Here is a 16555-nt window from a genome sequence, read left to right as displayed (position 1 = left end):
GTTGGTCTTTCCCGCAGCGTTCGCCTACACTGCGGGAATTGCAGCCCCGCCTTACCCTGATACCCCGCATCGCCGCGGACGATAGAAAGTCCCATCGTGGAAAAACGCGCTCGCTTCAAATCTGCCTGGCTGCCCTATGCGCTGGTAGCGCCGCAGATCATTGTCACCCTCTTGTTTTTCGTCTGGCCGGCGGTGCAAGCCCTGTACCAGTCGATGCTGCTGCAGGATGCCTTCGGCGGCTATTCGGAATTCGTCTGGTTCGACAACTTCCGCACCCTGTTCGCCGACAGCAACTACCTCGGCTCGTTCAAGACCACGGCTGTATTCTCGGTGCTGGTCGCGGTGCTCGGCCTGTCGCTGTCGCTGATCCTGGCCGCCTTTGCCGATCGCGTAGCGAAAGGCGCCGCCGTCTACAAAACCTTCCTGATCTGGCCGTATGCGGTGTCGCCGGTGGTGGTCGGCGTGCTGTGGATGTTCATGCTGAGCCCGACGCTGGGAATCGTCTCCCACTGGCTGCATTACGTCGGCATCGACTGGAATCACGTGCTGAACGGCCGCCACGCCATGATCCTGATCGTCATCGCCGCGGTCTGGAAACAGGTCAGCTACAACTTCCTGTTCTTCCTGGCCGGCTTGCAATCGATCCCGAAATCGCTGATCGAGGCTGCCGCCATCGACGGCGCCGGCCCGGTCAAGCGCTTTGCCACCATCGTTTTCCCGCTTTTGTCGCCGACCACGTTTTTCCTGCTGGTGGTCAATATCGTCTACGCCTTTTTCGATACCTTTGCGATCATCGAAGCCACCACCCAGGGCGGCCCCGGCAAGGACACCGAGATCCTGGTCTACAAGGTCTTCAACGACGGCTTCAAGGGCGGCGACCTGGGCGGCGCTGCTGCGCAGTCGGTGATCCTGATGACCATCGTCATCGTCCTCACGGTGGTGCAGTTCAAGTATGTTGAAAAGAAAGTCCAGTACGCATGAAAATTATCTTGAAAGACGCCCATGATTGAGCGCCGCCCCATTCTCGACATGGTCAGCCACCTGGTGCTGATCCTGGGCGTGATCATCATCGCCTTCCCGCTCTATGTGGCGTTCGTCGCCAGCACGCAAAGCGCGGAGCAGGCCTCTGCTGCGCCTTTGTCCCTGCTGCCCGGCAGCCACTTCATCGAAAACTACAGCGCGCTGCTGACCAAGGGCAGCTCCGGCAACGTCTCGGCGCCTCCGGTAGGCCGCATGCTGGCAGTGAGCCTGATTTCCGCGCTGGCGATCGCCATCGGCAAGATCTCGATCTCGATGTTGTCGGCGTTTGCCATGACCTACTTCCGCTTCCCGGGACGCTCGCTGTTTTTCTGGATGATTTTCATGACCCTGATGCTGCCGGTGGAGGTGCGCATCACGCCGACTTACCAGGTGGTGTCGGATTTCCACATGCTCAACACCTATGCCGGCCTGACCATTCCCCTGATCGCGTCGGCCACTGCCACCTTCCTGTTCCGCCAGTTCTTCCTGACCATTCCGGACGAACTGGCGGAAGCGGCGCGCATCGACGGCGCCGGCCCCCTGCGTTTCTTCAAGGACGTGATCTGGCCGCTGTCGCGCACCAATATCATCGCGCTGTTCGTGATCATGTTCATCTACGGCTGGAACCAGTATCTGTGGCCGCTGATGATCGCCACCAACCAGGACATGTATCCGATCGGTATCGGCATCAAGACCCTGATTGTCGGCGGCGATTCCGCGGTGGAATGGAATATGGTGATGGCCACCCTGGTGCTGGCGATGCTGCCGCCGGGTCTGGTGGTGGTCGTGATGCAAAAATGGTTTGTTAAAGGTCTGGTTGATTCCGAGAAGTGATATGGCACAAGTACATCTGAAGAACGTCAAGAAAACCTACGGCAAGGCGCCCAAGGCCGTCGATGTCATCCACGGCATCTCGATCGATATCGCCGACGGCGAATTCATCGTCATGGTCGGCCCTTCCGGCTGCGGCAAGTCGACCTTGCTGCGCATGGTGGCGGGGCTGGAAGATATCACCTCCGGCGACATCGTGATCGGCGAACGCGTGGTCAACAAGCTGGAGCCGAAGGACCGCGACATCGCCATGGTGTTCCAGAACTATGCGCTGTACCCGCACATGAGCGTCTACGAGAACATGGCTTACGGCTTGAAGATACGCGGCCTGAGCAAGGAAGATATCGAGACGCGCGTGCAAAAGGCGGCCAAGATCCTGGAACTGGGCGCGCTGCTGCAGCGTACCCCGCGCCAGCTGTCGGGCGGCCAGCGCCAGCGGGTGGCGATGGGACGCGCCATCGTGCGCGAGCCGGCGGTATTCCTGTTCGACGAGCCGCTCTCCAACCTGGACGCCAAGCTGCGCGTGCAGATGCGCCTGGAAATCCAGAAGCTGCACCGCACGCTCGGCACCACCAGCCTGTATGTGACGCACGACCAGGTCGAAGCCATGACCCTGGGCCAGCGCATGATCGTCATGAACGGCGGCCGCGCCGAGCAGATCGGCACGCCGGCGGAAGTCTATGCGCGCCCTGCCACCACCTTTGTCGCCAGCTTTATCGGCTCACCGCCGATGAACCTGCTACGCGGCCGCGTGGCGGCTGACGGCAACAGCTTCGCCATCGACAATGCAGCCGCCGTCAACCTGCCGTTCAGCTGCCATCCGATCGCCGGCCATGACTGCATCATGGGCCTGCGTCCGGAGCAGCTGATCTTCGGCCAGCCCGGCCTGAGCCTGCGGGCGGAACTGGTGGAAGCGCTGGGCGCCGATTTGCTGGTGCATGCTTCCATCGGCGACCAGTTGCTGGTAATGCGGGTGCCGGCGGCGACTGCGGTCGAAGCCGGGCAGGCAATCACGGCGGGCTTCGATGCCGCAGCCTTGCATTGGTTTAATCCTGAGACCACCCAGCGCATCGAGTTTGGCTGACAGGCGGCCCGGCCAGACACTGTCCGGGCCGCCTTCAATCCGCCGGTTGCAGGCTGATCCGCTCGACCGTGGCTTTCTCCACCGCTGCGCGCGAATATAGCAGCGGGAAATATTCGCCTTTCAGCCACTTGTCGGCCAGGTCGTGATAATGCGGGCTGTCCGGATCGCCCGACTGTCCCGGCGAGTTGACTGCGCGCGAGTTGTCCCAGTTGCCGACATCAACCACCACCCGGAACGAGGGACCGTTGGTTTGCTGGAAATCGCTGCTGCGGTAAGTCGACTGGTTGGGCGAATAGGCGCCGCCATGGGTCGGCATCGGTCCGACATTCAGCTTGGCCCGCGTCGCCTCATCCACGGCCGCCGCCAGCGGATGCTCCATCAGATTGTGGTGCAGCTTGCCCCACTGCCATTGGACGCTATCGCTGCCCTGCAATTTCTCCATTTCAGCATAGGCCGCCGCCAGGCTGGCCAGCAAAACCTGGTTGCGCTTTTGCAGCGCATCCTGGCCGAAACGCGCCTGCGGCTGCTCCAGCGTATCCAGCAGCACCGCGGTGTCCGGTGCGCCCATGGCATCTGCAGCAGCCGGACTCAGCACAGCAGCCTTGAAGGCCTTGCCCAGATGGCGCGACAGCCACACCTCGAACAAGGCGGCCTGCGCCGAATCGGCGCGCTCCACCGCATCCCAGCCGGCCAGCAGCTTGAGGGCGGCCTGGGTCTGCGCATCGCTGGATGACAAAGGCTTGAGCAAGGCGACCAGGCGCCGCGCCGGTATCGACAGGTCGTCGTTTTGCAGGCGCATGGAGTCTTCCAGCGAGACCTTGTTGAGCGATGACAGCACTTCGCTGATGCGGGTAAAACGCGCATTATTGGTCCACTCGAAACCGAGCTTGCGTTCGCGGTAAGGATAGCCGGCCGGCAGGTTCATCTGGTTGGCCGAGGCGAACCAGCCTTGCTTCGGATTGTAGCTGGAGGGCAGCTGGTCGCCCGGCCAGAAGCCGGCCCACTCATAGCGGCCATCGCCCGGCACCGGCAGCAAGCCGTCCCAGTTGGGCCGGATCGGCGCCAGGCCGCCCGGCACCCAGCCGATATTGCCCTTGGTGTCGGCATAGACCTGGTTCTCGGTCGGCGCGCCCCAATGCAGCAGCGCTTGCTTGAACTGGGCGAAGCTGGTGGCGCGCATGTATTCTATGCTGCCGAAATACGGCGCCATGCCTGGCTGCAGCCAGCCGGAGCGTACCGCGAAGGCGCGATTCTTGCCCGGTTCGACAAAGATCACCGGGCCGTGCCGGCTGAAAGTGAGCTCGACTTCGACCGGCTTGGCACCCTTGACCTCGATCTGTTCCTTGATGATATTGAACGGCTCCCACTTGTCCTTGTATTTGTACTGGTTTTCATGCTCGGGATTGAGCTGGTAAACGTATAAATCTTCCTGGTCGATATTGAAAATCGTCAGGCCGAAGGCGACGCTGCCGTTATGGCCGATCGAAATTCCCGGCAGCGCCGGTTCGCCGGCGCCGATCACGTCCAGCCCCGGCGCATGGAGATGGGCGATGTAGCGCAGGGACGGCGTCGAGTAGGCGCGGTGCGGATCGTTGGCCATGATGGCGCGGCCGGTGGCGGATTTGGCCGGCGCAATCACCCAGTTGTTGCTGCCCTCGGCGGCTTCTTCCGGATTCTCGGCGGCGGCCATGACCACCGCATCGGCCTTGCCGCCATCGGCCAGGCTGTCCTTGCTGATCTTCACGCCCTGGGTCGCCAGCTTGAATACGTTCAGCAGATCTTTCGGCAGGCAGGGATCGAGACCGTCAGGCAGCGAGGTTTGCCACTGCGGCGTCAGGCCGACCCGGATTTCATCGGATTTGAGATCGGCCTTGCAAACGACATTGGCGCGCGCCACTTCGCTGTCCAGGTTGCGCGTCAGGCCGTGGCTGCGGATGCGCACCACGTCTTCCGCCTGCCATCTGGCCGGCGCATAGCCGAGTTTCTTGAATTCAAAGGGCAACTGGTCCGGATTAGCCTTGAGGTATGCGACATAGGCATTGATGCCGGCCACGAAGGAAGTCGCCACCTGCTGCGCATGCGGACCGTAGGACTGCCATTCGCGCTGCATGTCGCCGCGGTACAGGAACAGCCGGGTGGCGCGGTCTTGCTGCACATAGGCCGGACCGAACACCTGCGCCAGCTGGCCGAGGCCGCGGCGGCGCCATAAATCGATCTGAAACAGGCGATCGCGCGCGGCGTTGAAGCCCTGGACGAAAAAGGCATCGTCTTGATTCGCCGCATATATGTGCGGTACGCCCCATTGGTCGATCAATATTTCGGCAGGTTTTTTCAAGCCGCCGACATGGAAAGCCTGGCTGGCCGCAGGCAGCGCGGCAGGTTCCCGGGCGTAGCCGGGCGTGCCTGCCAGCACGGCCAGCAAGGCCAGTGCATAAGGGGTGTGCAAGGACAAGGCTGTTCGCATAAGCAGCTTTTATAATTTATTTATAAAATATCCATAGACCGGCAAGAGATGCACAGCGCGGCCCAGCTGCCGCTGGCCTTATCCGGTCAGGGCGACCAGGTTATCGACCTCGACCTTGGCAAATTCGACGCTGCTGTCAAACGCCGCATGCAGCGTGCTGTGCGCGCTTTCGGTATTGGTGCGGCTGGAAACGCTGGCGCCGCCCTTCAGTATCTGGTAGCCGTCATGCCACAGGTCGTCGTGGCCCTGTACCGGCTTCGGCACAATGCTATAGCCGCGATATTCGACGTTCTGGCTGCTTTGATCGCTCATACATTCACCTCGCTGCAAATAAGAGCAATGCTAGCATGAGCTGCAAATACGCACATTGCCGAAAAATCGTGTACCTTGAACCTATTGCAGAGGAATGCGTCTTACCTTCATCAGTCACAACCAACCGGAGAGATTGATCATGCACAAAGGTCGCGAAGAGAGTACGCATTGGAAAATCGCCGATCTGGATTTTTCAAAAATCGATATCGCGCAAGTACGCCCCGATGAAAACCTGTTTTACCTGGTTGCCTGCGCCTCGTTTGTGGAGAGCGGTTCAGATCTCTATACGCAGAATCTGGTTGATTATTATGGCGACGAGCCGGAAATTTCCAGCTGGCTGCGCGAACAATGGGAAGTCGAAGAACTGCAGCACGGCCAGGCGCTGCGCGCCTACGTCGAGCATATCTGGCCGGAATTCGACTGGCCGGCCGCCTACGCCAATTTCCTGAGCGAATATTCCAGCTATTGCAAGGTTGAATTGCTGGAACCCAGCAAGGGCCTGGAAATGGTGGCGCGCTGCGTGGTGGAAGCCGGCACCGCGACCTTCTACAGTGCGCTGTCGCGCAGCACCAGCGAGCCGGTATTGAAAGACCTGGCGTCGCGCATCGCCAAGGACGAAGTGAACCACTACAAGCATTTCTTCCGCTACTTCCGCCGCTTCCGCCAGAACGAGGGCTTGCGCCGGCACCGCATCTTTGGCGCCCTGCGCCGCCGCACCATGGAAATGAAAAACGAAGATGCCGCCTGCGCCCTGCGCCACGTGCTCGGCACCAGAGCGCCCTCGCATGCCGATGACCAGGACATGCTGCAGCGGATACACAGCAAGATGAACACGACCATCCGCGCCCACCTGTCCGCCGACATGACCATCAAAATGATCATGCGGCCGCTGGATTTGCCGCCAACCGTGCAGACAATGGTGGCCTACCCGGTGACGCAGATCATGAACAAAGTGTTCCTGCGCTAGCGCCGCTACAAGCGATAGAAGCGTTGTGCATTTCCTCCCATGACCTGTTGCTTTTGCCAGGGCTCCAGGCCCGCCAGCAGCGCCTCGGCAACCTCCAGCCAGCGGCCGTAGTCCGCAGCCAGGTTGAGCACCGGCCAGTCGCTGCCCCAGATCACCCGCTCCGCCCCGAAAGCTGCCAGCACATGTGCAGCATAGGGCTGCAGCTGGGATATTTGCCAGCCGGCAGCCGCCTCCGTCACCAGGCCTGATAATTTGCAGTACACCTGCGGCATGGCCGCCAGCTGGCTGATCAGCGAGCGCCACGGCTCCATCCGGCCGTCCGCGATGTGCGGCTTGGCAGCATGGTCGATGACCAGCGGCAGTTCCGGGTAGCGCTTGGCAAACGCCAGCAAGGACGGCAAATGACGCGGCAAGACCAGCGCATCCAGGCTCAGCCGATGACGATGCATGGCGGCGATCGCCGGCGCCAGCAGCGGATCGTCTATCCAGTCGTCGGCAAGGTCCTGCAGCATGGGCCGCAAGCCGCGCATTTTCGGATGGCTCGCCAGCACAGCGATCTGCTGCTCGGCATGCGTTGACTTCAAGTCGGTCCAACCGACCACGGCGCGGATAAACGGGTTCTGTTCCGCCAGGCCGATCATGAACAAGGTATCGCTCATGCTCGGCAAGGATTGCACCAGTACGCTGCCGCCTATGCCATGCTGCTGCAATAGCGGCGCCAGGTCGGACGGCAGGAAATCGCGGTGGATAGCCGCCAGCTCAGGCGGCGGCCATTGCCCTGCCCGGTTGGCCAGCAGCCAGAAATGCTGATGGGCGTCGATGCGCATGACGCCGCCGTTTTCAAGAACCATTGCGTTTTATCCTTCCTGCGACAATCAATGCAGCACGTTTCCGGCTTTCCGCCAGTAGCGGCTGGTTTGCTATATTACGCCGCTGATCGGGCTTCGTTGCGGCCGCCCAAAAGGTCTATTGGCTGGACCAATAATAGCATGCAAGATTTTGACCGGGCAATTGAAAACCGCCTGGAATACCGCTATATCTTCGCTCTGCCAAGCGGCATGCCCCGTAGCAGCAATTGCGGACTTATAATTCGCGTCATCGCATGGCGATAAACATGCAGCATCCCCTGGGCAGAAACGAATATGCGAATTTTGCTGGTAGAAGACAACAGGCCACTATCCGAATGGCTGGCGCTTACCTTGCACCGAAACAAATATGCAGTCGACTGCGTGTATAACGGCGCCGACGCCGATCACTTGCTGCTGACCCAGCAATACGAACTGGTCATTCTCGATCTGTCCCTGCCCAAGCTGCAAGGCAGCGAGGTGCTTAGGCGGCTGCGCGCGCGCCACAACAATGTGCCGGTGCTGATCCTGACCGCCAACAATTCGGTCGAAGGGCGCATCGGCAGCCTCGACAGCGGCGCCGACGACTACATGGCCAAGCCGTTCGATGTGCACGAGCTGGAGGCGCGCATCCGCGCCCTGCTGCGGCGCGCCAGCCAGCAAAAGAATCCGGTCCTGCAATGCGGTTCGCTCAGTTACGACAGCAACAGCCTGATCTTTTCGATAGACGGCGTCGCGCTCACCCTGACCCGGCGCGAGCACGCAGTGCTGGAGACGCTCATCATGAAAATGGGCAAGACCGTCAGCAAGCAAGCGCTGGCGGAAAGCCTGTACGCCATGGACGAAGAAGTGTCGCAAGACGCCATCGAAGTCTATATCCACCGCATCCGCAAGAAACTGGAGCATGGCGACGCCGCCATCATCACCTTGCGCGGACTCGGCTACCTGCTGCAGCACCAGCATGTGGTTTAACAGCCTGCGCACCCAGCTGCTGCTGTGGCTGCTGGTGCCGCTGGTGCTGTTCGTCGGCTTCAACGCCTGGGTCACTTACAACAACGCCATCGAGATGGCGACTGTGGTGCACGACCGCATGCTGCTGGGTTCGGCGCGCATCATCGCCGAACAGATACGCTATGAAGACGAGACCCTGCAGGCGACGATTCCGCCGGCGGCGCTGGAACTGTTCCAGTCCGATTCGCACGACCTCATCTATTACCGCGTGGTGACGGCGCATGGCGCACTGCTGGCCGGGCAGCCCGATTTGCCGGCGCCGCCGAAAGCCAGCCATAACGAAGAAGCCGTCTATTTCAACGCGACGTTCCGCGATGAACCGGTGCGCATCGTCGCTTTTTTCCAGCAAGTGGTCGGCAACCCGGAACGCGCGCCGGTCATCATCGAAGTCGCGCAAACCCAGCATTCCTACAAGGCGCTGTCGGACCGCATGTGGGAACACACAGTGCAGGAGCAGCTGGTCATCCTGCTGCTGGTGGGCCTGCTGCTGCTGCTCGGCCTGCGCCATGGACTGGCGCCGATGATGCGCCTGCGCGACCGCGTACAGCGCCGCAAGCCGGGGGCCCTGGAAGAGCTCGACACCGCGCCGGTGCCTTCCGAGCTGGTGCCGCTGGTGCACGCCATCAATGACTATGTACAAAGGCTGGACGAGCATATGTCGGCGCAGGGGCGCTTCCTGGCCAATGCATCGCATCAGCTGCGCACGCCGCTGACGGTGCTCAACACCCAGGTCGACTATGGCTTGCGCAGCAGCGACAGCGCCAGCAAGGATGCCGCGCTGCGCGCGATCAACAAGGGCATACAGCATGGCATCCGCCTGGTGAACCAGCTGCTGACCCTGTCCAACGCCGAAACCGGCACAGGCCATCCCTTGCGCCAAAGCGACGTCAACCTGATCGAGGTGGTGCAAAGAGTGATCGAAGAACTGGCCACCCTGGCGCAGAGCAAAAGCATCGATCTCGGTTTCGAATTCCGCGACAATCCGGTCATGGTACGGGCCACCCCATCCATGCTGGAAGAGCTGGTGGCCAATCTGCTCGACAATGCGTTGCGCTACACCCCGGTCGGCGGCATCGTGACGATTGCGGTCGACGACAGCGAGCACGGCACGCTGCTGCGGGTGGAAGACAACGGCCCCGGCATTCCCGAGGCTGAACGGGAACGTGTTTTCGAACGCTTCTATCGCCTGCAGGAAGACCGTTCCGACGGCAGCGGCCTCGGCCTGGCGATCGTCCGTGAAATTGCGGCGGCCAGCAAGGCTGAAGTTGCATTATCGACACCATCCTGCGGCGACGGCCTGATGGTGACGATCAGCTTTCCCCCCCTTGCCAGCCCTACTCCGGCGGCCGCGGGTGGATCGCAAACAACACAGTGAGCCTTTTCCGGAAGAAAACTTACAGCCAGCTTTCAAATCCGGGATATATTTGATCCCAGCTGTGGCGCGGTTTCCACAGTCGAAGCACCCTGATTTGCGCTCTGAAAGCAGTTAGTAAGCTTGCGAATTTTATAGTCTGGCGACCGATCCACGCGATCGGCAAATTTAACTATAAATATCTGGAGACACAAATGAAAAAATCGCTGCTGGCGCTGGCCGCTCTCGCGACCCTGGGATCCGTGAATGCCGCCCATGCCCAATCCAATGTCACCATCTACGGCTTGATCGACGCCACCATCAGCACTGTCAACCACGCTGACAGCCAAGGCGACCGCCTGACCGGAATTCCGGTCGCATGGTTCAGCGGCAACCGCCTCGGCTTTCGCGGCGCCGAAGATCTGGGCGGCGGCATGAAAGCCATTTTCAAGCTGGAAGCAGAGTTCGTGGTCGGCACCGGTGAGATGGATACGCCGGGCGTGCTGTTCAACCGCGACGCCTGGGTCGGCCTGCAAGACAACACCTTCGGCCAGATCACGCTGGGCCGTCAAAATACATTGGCGCGCGATTTTTCCCAGGTCTACGGCGATGCCTACGGCTCCAAGCTGGGTCTGGAAGAAGGCGGCTACACCAACAACAACAATTTCAAACAGCTGATTTTCTACTCCGGCAGCGCTACCGGCACCCGTTACGACAATGGCCTGGTCTGGAAAAAAGTGTTCAGCAACGGCGTAGTAGCCGGCCTGGGTTATCAGTTCGGGAACGTCGCCGGCCAGTTCGCGCACAATACGACCAAATCTGCAGCGATCGGCTATAACGGTTCCAACTTTATCGTTTCGGGCTTTATCAATCAGGCCGACGTCGGCAACGGAATCGACTCCAGCCTGGAAAAACACAAATCCTATTCGATCGGCGGCAGCTATATATTTGACCTGGTCCGTCTGAACGCCGGCTATTTCCATTACACCGCCGACCAGGGTGCACTGGGTCAGCGCAAGGACAATGCGTATACCGTATCGGCCAAGTTCACGCCGCAAGGTTCGTTTGACTATGAAATCGGTTACCAGGTGATGAAGGCTGACAACGCTGCCTACAACGCAGCCGGCACCAGCACCCTGAACGCCTACGCCGACGCCAGCAGCTCGACCGCCACCGGCAGCGGCAACAAGAAGACCCTGTACGGTTCAACCTTCTACCATCTGTCGAAGCGTACCGAACTGTATGTGGCTGCCGACTATATGAAACTTAGCGACGGCTATCGCGTCGGTTCGGCCAACGGCTTCAAGAACCAGACTGAATTCGCGATGGGCATGCGCACCCGTTTCTAACCCTGTTTGAACCCGGTGCAATTGGCCGGGACTGCCGTAAAACTTGAAGCTGGCAAGGACTCCACGGTCTTGCCAGCTTTTTTATTGCCGGCAACTGTTGCCGGCTTCAGGCACGATTTCCCCTAGAGAACTATCCATTCCGCCTCCTCAGCCAGCGCTAAGTATTTGCAACTATCCTGTCGTCAGCAAGTCTCAAACGACCACATTGACGCAGCGGCATCTCGCTGGATCCTGAAACTTAAAGGCCCCATGGAAGAATTCAATCAATCGCTATTCCTATTGTTCAACGCCAGCGCACATCCCCATCCGATTACCTTAAGCGCTGCGATGTTTGCCGCAGAATTGCTCATTTACCTGATTCCGGTTTCGCTGCTGGCCGGCTGGCTGCGCGGATCCGAAGCCACCCGCAAGCTGATGCTGGAAGCAGTCGCGGCCGGCATCGTCGGCCTTGCTATCAGCATGCTGTGCGGCATGCTTTGGCAGCATCCGCGGCCTTTCGCGATCGGCCTCGGCACCAACTTCCTGGCGCACAGCCCCGACTCGTCGTTTCCCAGCGATCACCTGACGCTGCAGTGGAGCGTCGCTTTCAGCTTCCTGCTGCACAAGCGCTTGCGCGCTCTCGGCCTGGCGTACAGCCTGCTCGGCTTGCCGATGGCGTGGGCACGCATGTATCTGGGCGTCCACTATCCGTTCGACATGGCAGGCGCCGCCGCGGTCGCCGCGGTCAGCGCCATCATCTGCCATCGCTGCGCGCCTTGGTTCATGCCGCCGCTGTTCCGCTGCGCTTCCGCCATCTACGGCTTCCTGTTTGCACCGTTCATCCGGCGCGGCTGGATGATGAAGTAACGATCCTGGAAGCTGGTTCCGCCATGCTCAGATCTCAGATCACGCCCTGCTCACGCAGCGCGGCGATCTGCTCCGGACTTCTGCCGATACCCGCCAATACCTCGGCGGTATGCTGGCCCAGCTCGGGGCCGACCCAGTTAGTCTGCCCCGGCGTCGCCGACAGTTTGGGCACGATGCCCGGCAGGTCGATCGGCTGGCCATCCGGCAGCGCATGCTGCTGGATCATGCCGCGCGCGCGGAAATGCGGGTCCTGGTGGATATCGGCAGCGGTATAGACTTTGCTGCTCGGCACTTCCGCCTGCTCCAGCACCTGCAGCACGTGCTCCAGCGCATGTTGTGAAGTCCATTCGGCGATGGCGGCGTCGAGCATATCGTTGTTCTGCGCGCGGCCGTCATTGCGCGCCAGGCGTGGATCTTCGGCCAGGTCGCTGCGGCCGATGGCATGCATCAGGCGCTTGAAGATGCTGTCGCCATTGCCGGCGATGATCACATAATGTTCGCCCCGCTCATCGCTCCGGCAAGGATAGGTGCTGGACGGCGAAATGCCGGGAAAGCTGGCGCCGGTCCGTTCGCGCACGAAGCCGAATTCGGCGTATTCGGGAATCAGGCTTTCCATCACGCCGAACACCGCTTCATACAGGGCGATATCGATGAACTGCCCTTTGCCGCCATTGGCCTTCAGGTGATGCATGGCCAGCAGCGCGCCGATCACGCCATACAAGGACGCCAGCGTGTCGCCGATGCTGACGCCGACCCGCACCGGCGGGCGGTCCGGATAACCGGCCAGGTTGCGCAAGCCGCCCATTGACTCGGCAATCGCGGCAAATCCCGGACGCGCATGATAGGGGCCGTCCTGGCCGTAGCCGGAAACGCGCACCATGATCAGGTTCGGGTTGATCTTCGACAGCTGCTCCCAGCCGAGGCCCCAGCCTTCCAGCGTGCCGGGGCGGAAATTCTCGATCACGATATCGGCATCCTTGACCAGGTCGCGCACGATCTGCTGACCCTGCTCCGACTTCAGGTTCAGCGTCACCGATTTCTTGTTGCGGCTCTGCGAATACCACCATAGCGAGGTACCGTTGTGCAGCTTGCGCCACTTGCGCAGCGGATCGCCGTCGCCCGGCGACTCGATCTTGATGACCTCCGCGCCGAACTGGCCCAGCAGGCTGGCGGCATAGGGGCCGGCAATCAAAGTGCCGAGTTCGATCACCTTGACGCCCTGGAGGGAGGATTGCTGTTCTGCGGATGGCTGGTTCATGTCTGTAGTCTGCTGGCTGCGGATCGCCGATTATAGAATATGTCCGCGCGTGCACGGCCAAGAACGGCGCCAGCCCTGGCTGCCGCAGGAAAATGCATGTCGCAACGCAACAATCGCGCGCATCGCCAGGCCCGCCGCGGCCGGCCGCCGCCGACGGGTTAGAATAGCATGTAGCGGCACGCAACATGTGCAACCAGAAGTAACTCCTTTTGGCTGCTGCAGTCGCCCGTTCTACTATTTAATCACTAAGAAATGCGTGGGATATATCATGAAGAAAATTGTTCTGATGGTACTGGCTGCAGCGGCCCTGATGGTGACCAGTTCGGCCAGCTTTGCATACGGCTATTACGGACATGGCGGCTTCTACGGCCCGCGTTTCGGCGTCACCATAGGCGGACCGTTGTACTGGGGCCCGCCGCCGGTGTACTACGCGCCGCCGCCGGTCTATTACGCACCGGCACCGGTGTATGTTCAGCCTGAGCCGCAAACCTATATAGAAAAAGCCCCTAACTACGCTTATTACTGCCCGAGTCCGGCGGGCTATTATCCGCAGATCCCGCGCTGCCCCAAAGGCTGGATGAAAGTATTGCCGGATGAAGCTCAACCTCGATAAGGCGGTGTGACGATGAACAGTACAACCAAGGTATTCGCGGTCTCGATGGCCGTCCTGCTGTCCGGCTGCGTCACCGCGCCGACCGGTCCCAATGTGATGGCGCTGCCTGGCGCCGGCAAGAGCTACGAACAGTTCCGCAATGACGAAGCAGCCTGCCAGCGTGCAGCGCAAGACCGCATAGGCCCGTATGCACCGCAAGCGGCGGCAGATAATGCTGTCGGCACGGCGGCAGCCGGCACCGTCATCGGCGCCGCAGCTGGCGCCCTGATCGGTGCGGCAACCGGCCGCGCCGGCGCCGGTGCGGCGATCGGCGGCGGTGTCGGTTTGCTGGCGGGCAGTTCGGTCGCCGGCGACTCGGCTGCGCGCAGCAGCTATGGCATGCAGCGTGAGTACAACAATGTGTATACCCAATGCATGTACGCCAAGGGCAACCAGGTGCCGGTCTCCGGCGGCTATGCCAACAGCCGCCGCCTGTATGCGCCGCCGCAATACGCGCCGGCGCCGCAGTACTCGGTGCCGCCCGACTACTACCCGCCGCAACGCGGCAACTACGGCCCCCCGCCAGACTACGCGCCCTACTGATCCGGGCTGATCGCAACCACGACAAAGACATGCTGCGGCATGTCTTTGTGCATTCCAGGGCGCGCATTTCTGCAGCTGCCCGCCTCGAATTCCTCCTCCAGCCGTTCTGAAGCAATACAGCTTTTGCCTTCGGCCCGGCCCCGCCGCAAGTTACAATATTAACAATGACACGCCGCCATTCAGTCCGTGGCAATATGCAATCCCGTAGCGCCGACCTGTTTCAATCCCAAGGAGATAGAGGATGAGTTTCATCGTAGTTATTCTGGCTTTGCTGTTCCTGATGTTTGTCGCTTACCGCGGCTACAGCGTTATCCTGTTTGCGCCGGTCGCCGCTCTCGGCGCAGTGCTGCTGACCGATCCCGGCATGGTGGCGCCGATGTTCACCAGCGTCTTCATGGAAAAGATGGTGGGCTTCGTCAAGCTCTACTTCCCGGTGTTCCTGCTCGGCGCAGTATTCGGCAAGGTGATTGAACTCTCCGGATTTTCCAAATCGATCGTCTCCAGCGTCATCCAGGTGGTCGGACGGCAGCGCGCCATGCTCTCCATCGTGCTGGTATGCGGACTGCTGACCTACGGCGGCGTATCGCTGTTCGTGGTGGTGTTTGCGGTCTATCCGTTTGCCGCCGAAATGTTCCGCCAGGGCGGCATCCCGAAGCGCCTGATTCCTGGCACCATCGCCCTCGGCGCCTTTACCTTCACCATGGATTCCCTGCCAGGCACGCCGCAGATCCAGAACATCATTCCGACCACCTTTTTCAATACCACCACCTGGGCCGCGCCTTGGCTGGGCGTGATCGGCGCCGTCTTCATCCTGGCCACCGGCCTGCTGTACCTGGAGTGGTGCCGCCGCAAGGCCACCGCCAACGGCGAAGGCTACGGCAACGCACTGTTGAACGAGCCGGAGCCGGTCGCCGACGGCAAGCTGCCGCATCCCCTGATCGCCCTGCTGCCGCTGGTGCTGGTAGGCGTCATGAACAAATTGTTCACCAGCTGGATCCCCACGGTGTATGGCGCCAGCCATGAAATGACGCTGGCCGGTTCCAGCAAGCCGGTCGTCACACAGGTATCCGGCGTGGTGGCGATCTGGGCGGTGGAAGCAGCTTTGCTGATCGGGATTTTTTCAGTGCTGCTGTTCGCTTTTAAAACGGTCAAGGAAAAATTCGCGGAAGGCAGCAAGGCCGCCGTCAGCGGCGCTTTGCTGGCATCGATGAACACCGCCTCCGAATACGGCTTCGGCGCCGTCATCGCCGGCCTGCCAGGCTTTGTGGTAATCGCCAACGCCTTGAAAAGCATCCCCAACCCCCTGGTCAACGAAGCCGTCACCGTCACCACCCTGGCCGGCGTCACAGGCTCCGCCTCCGGCGGCCTGAGCATCGCCCTCGCCGCCATGTCGCACACTTTCATAGAAAACGCCCAGGCCGCCGGCATCCCCATGGAAGTCCTGCACCGCGTCGCCGCCATGGCCAGCGGCGGCATGGACACCCTGCCGCACAACGGCGCAGTAATTACCCTGCTGGCAGTAACCGGGCTATCGCATCGGCAGTCATACAAGGATATTTTTGTGGTGACCCTGATCAAGACCGCAGCGGTGTTTGTGGTGATCGGGGCATACTATCTGACGGGCATAGTCTAAAAAAATGCACTGCCGCAGATGATGTTTTTCGCGTTTGGGGGTTGCCGTTGTTTTTGACTTACCGCGCAGACAAGCAAAAGAAAGTGCATACCTGCCACCGTTCTTAGCATACCGCCGCACGCACTCCGTAGCCCGTCAATTGGGGTCAGAGTAATTTTCGCAAAGAACGCGAAAAAAAACTCTGACCCCAATTGACTAGAGCGACTCCGGTTTTGACGTTGGGGTTGTTTTTGAAGTTGCTGTTGCCGTTGCTTTTGACGTACCCCGCATGGAGACGTTGCCAAATCCGGCGCGTGTCAGCCGGGAATTGTGAGGGGCATGTTTGAGCCGAAGGCGAGTTTTGCCCCTCACCCGGCTGGCGCGCGCCGGATTTGGGGACCCGACCGAAG

Annotated in this window: 16 protein-coding genes; 11 read left to right on the top strand and 5 right to left on the bottom strand. The window is 60.8% G+C overall.

Annotated features, from left to right (window positions below; genetic code table 11):
• Positions 1–96: 96 nt before the first annotated feature.
• From ugpA to KHU30_RS23525, 3 genes are read left to right on the top strand one after another with little or no spacing between them, the layout of a single operon-like run.
• Complete coding sequence (gene ugpA / locus KHU30_RS23535) at positions 97–981, top strand: sn-glycerol-3-phosphate ABC transporter permease UgpA (RefSeq protein WP_211445040.1); 885 nt, start codon at positions 97–99, stop codon at positions 979–981.
• Between the two features lie 21 nt (positions 982–1002).
• On the top strand, positions 1003–1854 hold the full coding sequence (ugpE, locus tag KHU30_RS23530) for a sn-glycerol-3-phosphate ABC transporter permease UgpE (RefSeq protein ID WP_211445039.1): 852 nt from the start codon (positions 1003–1005) through the stop codon (positions 1852–1854).
• Position 1855: 1 nt separating this feature from the next.
• Positions 1856–2935: a sn-glycerol-3-phosphate import ATP-binding protein UgpC gene (locus KHU30_RS23525; protein ID WP_211445038.1), complete on the top strand. Its 1080-nt coding sequence runs from the start codon at positions 1856–1858 to the stop codon at positions 2933–2935.
• Positions 2936–2969: 34 nt separating this feature from the next.
• Here the strand turns inward: KHU30_RS23525 and KHU30_RS23520 are convergent, their stop codons facing one another.
• Together KHU30_RS23520 and KHU30_RS23515 are read right to left on the bottom strand one after the other, a co-directional pair.
• Complete coding sequence (locus KHU30_RS23520) at positions 2970–5399, bottom strand: penicillin acylase family protein (RefSeq protein WP_211445037.1); 2430 nt, start codon at positions 5397–5399, stop codon at positions 2970–2972.
• A gap of 78 nt (positions 5400–5477) precedes the next feature.
• Positions 5478–5711 carry a hypothetical protein gene (locus KHU30_RS23515; RefSeq protein WP_211445036.1) on the bottom strand — a complete coding sequence of 78 codons (234 nt, stop codon included), beginning with the start codon at positions 5709–5711 and terminating at the stop codon, positions 5478–5480.
• Positions 5712–5850: 139 nt separating this feature from the next.
• Between KHU30_RS23515 and KHU30_RS23510 the strand changes: the two genes are divergently transcribed.
• A complete protein-coding gene (locus KHU30_RS23510; RefSeq protein ID WP_211445035.1) occupies positions 5851–6678 on the top strand; it encodes a ferritin-like domain-containing protein in 828 nt (275 codons plus the stop codon).
• Between the two features lie 5 nt (positions 6679–6683).
• Here KHU30_RS23510 and KHU30_RS23505 read toward each other — a convergent pair whose 3' ends face one another.
• Positions 6684–7529, bottom strand: a complete 846-nt coding sequence (locus tag KHU30_RS23505; RefSeq protein WP_211445034.1) for an amidohydrolase family protein — start codon at positions 7527–7529, stop codon at positions 6684–6686.
• 291 nt (positions 7530–7820) lie between these two features.
• Here KHU30_RS23505 and KHU30_RS23500 point away from each other — a divergent pair, with 291 nt between their 5' ends.
• From KHU30_RS23500 to KHU30_RS23485, 4 genes are all read left to right on the top strand, one after another.
• On the top strand, positions 7821–8495 hold the full coding sequence (locus KHU30_RS23500) for a response regulator (protein ID WP_211445033.1): 675 nt from the start codon (positions 7821–7823) through the stop codon (positions 8493–8495).
• Positions 8485–9909, top strand: a complete 1425-nt coding sequence (locus tag KHU30_RS23495) for a sensor histidine kinase (protein ID WP_211445032.1) — start codon at positions 8485–8487, stop codon at positions 9907–9909. The genes KHU30_RS23500 and KHU30_RS23495 overlap by 11 nt, the downstream gene beginning before the upstream one ends.
• Positions 9910–10100: 191 nt before the next feature.
• Entirely contained in the window at positions 10101–11234 is a 1134-nt protein-coding gene (locus KHU30_RS23490; RefSeq protein WP_211445031.1) for a porin, read from the top strand.
• Between the two features lie 249 nt (positions 11235–11483).
• Positions 11484–12080, top strand: coding sequence for an undecaprenyl-diphosphatase (locus KHU30_RS23485; protein ID WP_211445030.1), 597 nt, complete (start codon positions 11484–11486; stop codon positions 12078–12080).
• 34 nt (positions 12081–12114) lie between these two features.
• On the opposite strand, the gene KHU30_RS23480 is transcribed toward KHU30_RS23485, so the two are convergent.
• The gene (locus KHU30_RS23480; RefSeq protein ID WP_211445029.1) at positions 12115–13338 is read right to left on the bottom strand and encodes a CaiB/BaiF CoA transferase family protein; all 1224 of its coding nucleotides are present in this window, start codon (positions 13336–13338) and stop codon (positions 12115–12117) included.
• A 268-nt stretch (positions 13339–13606) separates the two neighbouring features.
• On the opposite strand from KHU30_RS23480, the gene KHU30_RS23475 reads away from it, so the two are divergent.
• The 3 genes from KHU30_RS23475 to KHU30_RS23465 all read left to right on the top strand — a co-directional run bounded on the left by KHU30_RS23475 (position 13607) and on the right by KHU30_RS23465 (position 16166).
• Complete coding sequence (locus KHU30_RS23475) at positions 13607–13951, top strand: hypothetical protein (protein ID WP_211445028.1); 345 nt, start codon at positions 13607–13609, stop codon at positions 13949–13951.
• A gap of 12 nt (positions 13952–13963) precedes the next feature.
• Entirely contained in the window at positions 13964–14533 is a 570-nt protein-coding gene (locus KHU30_RS23470) for a glycine zipper family protein (protein ID WP_230411052.1), read from the top strand.
• Between the two features lie 241 nt (positions 14534–14774).
• A complete protein-coding gene (locus KHU30_RS23465; RefSeq protein WP_211445026.1) occupies positions 14775–16166 on the top strand; it encodes a GntP family permease in 1392 nt (463 codons plus the stop codon).
• Between the two features lie 145 nt (positions 16167–16311).
• Here KHU30_RS23465 and KHU30_RS23460 read toward each other — a convergent pair.
• Positions 16312–16555, bottom strand: a 244-nt coding sequence (locus KHU30_RS23460) for a hypothetical protein (protein ID WP_211445025.1), incomplete at its 5' end; no start/stop codon positions are given.

The sequence above is a fragment of the Collimonas humicola genome, assembly GCF_018304945.1.
Lineage (GTDB): Bacteria > Pseudomonadota > Gammaproteobacteria > Burkholderiales > Burkholderiaceae_D > Collimonas > Collimonas humicola.
Note: the sequence above shows the minus strand (reverse complement) of the source record. Positions and strands in the feature narration are given on the sequence as shown.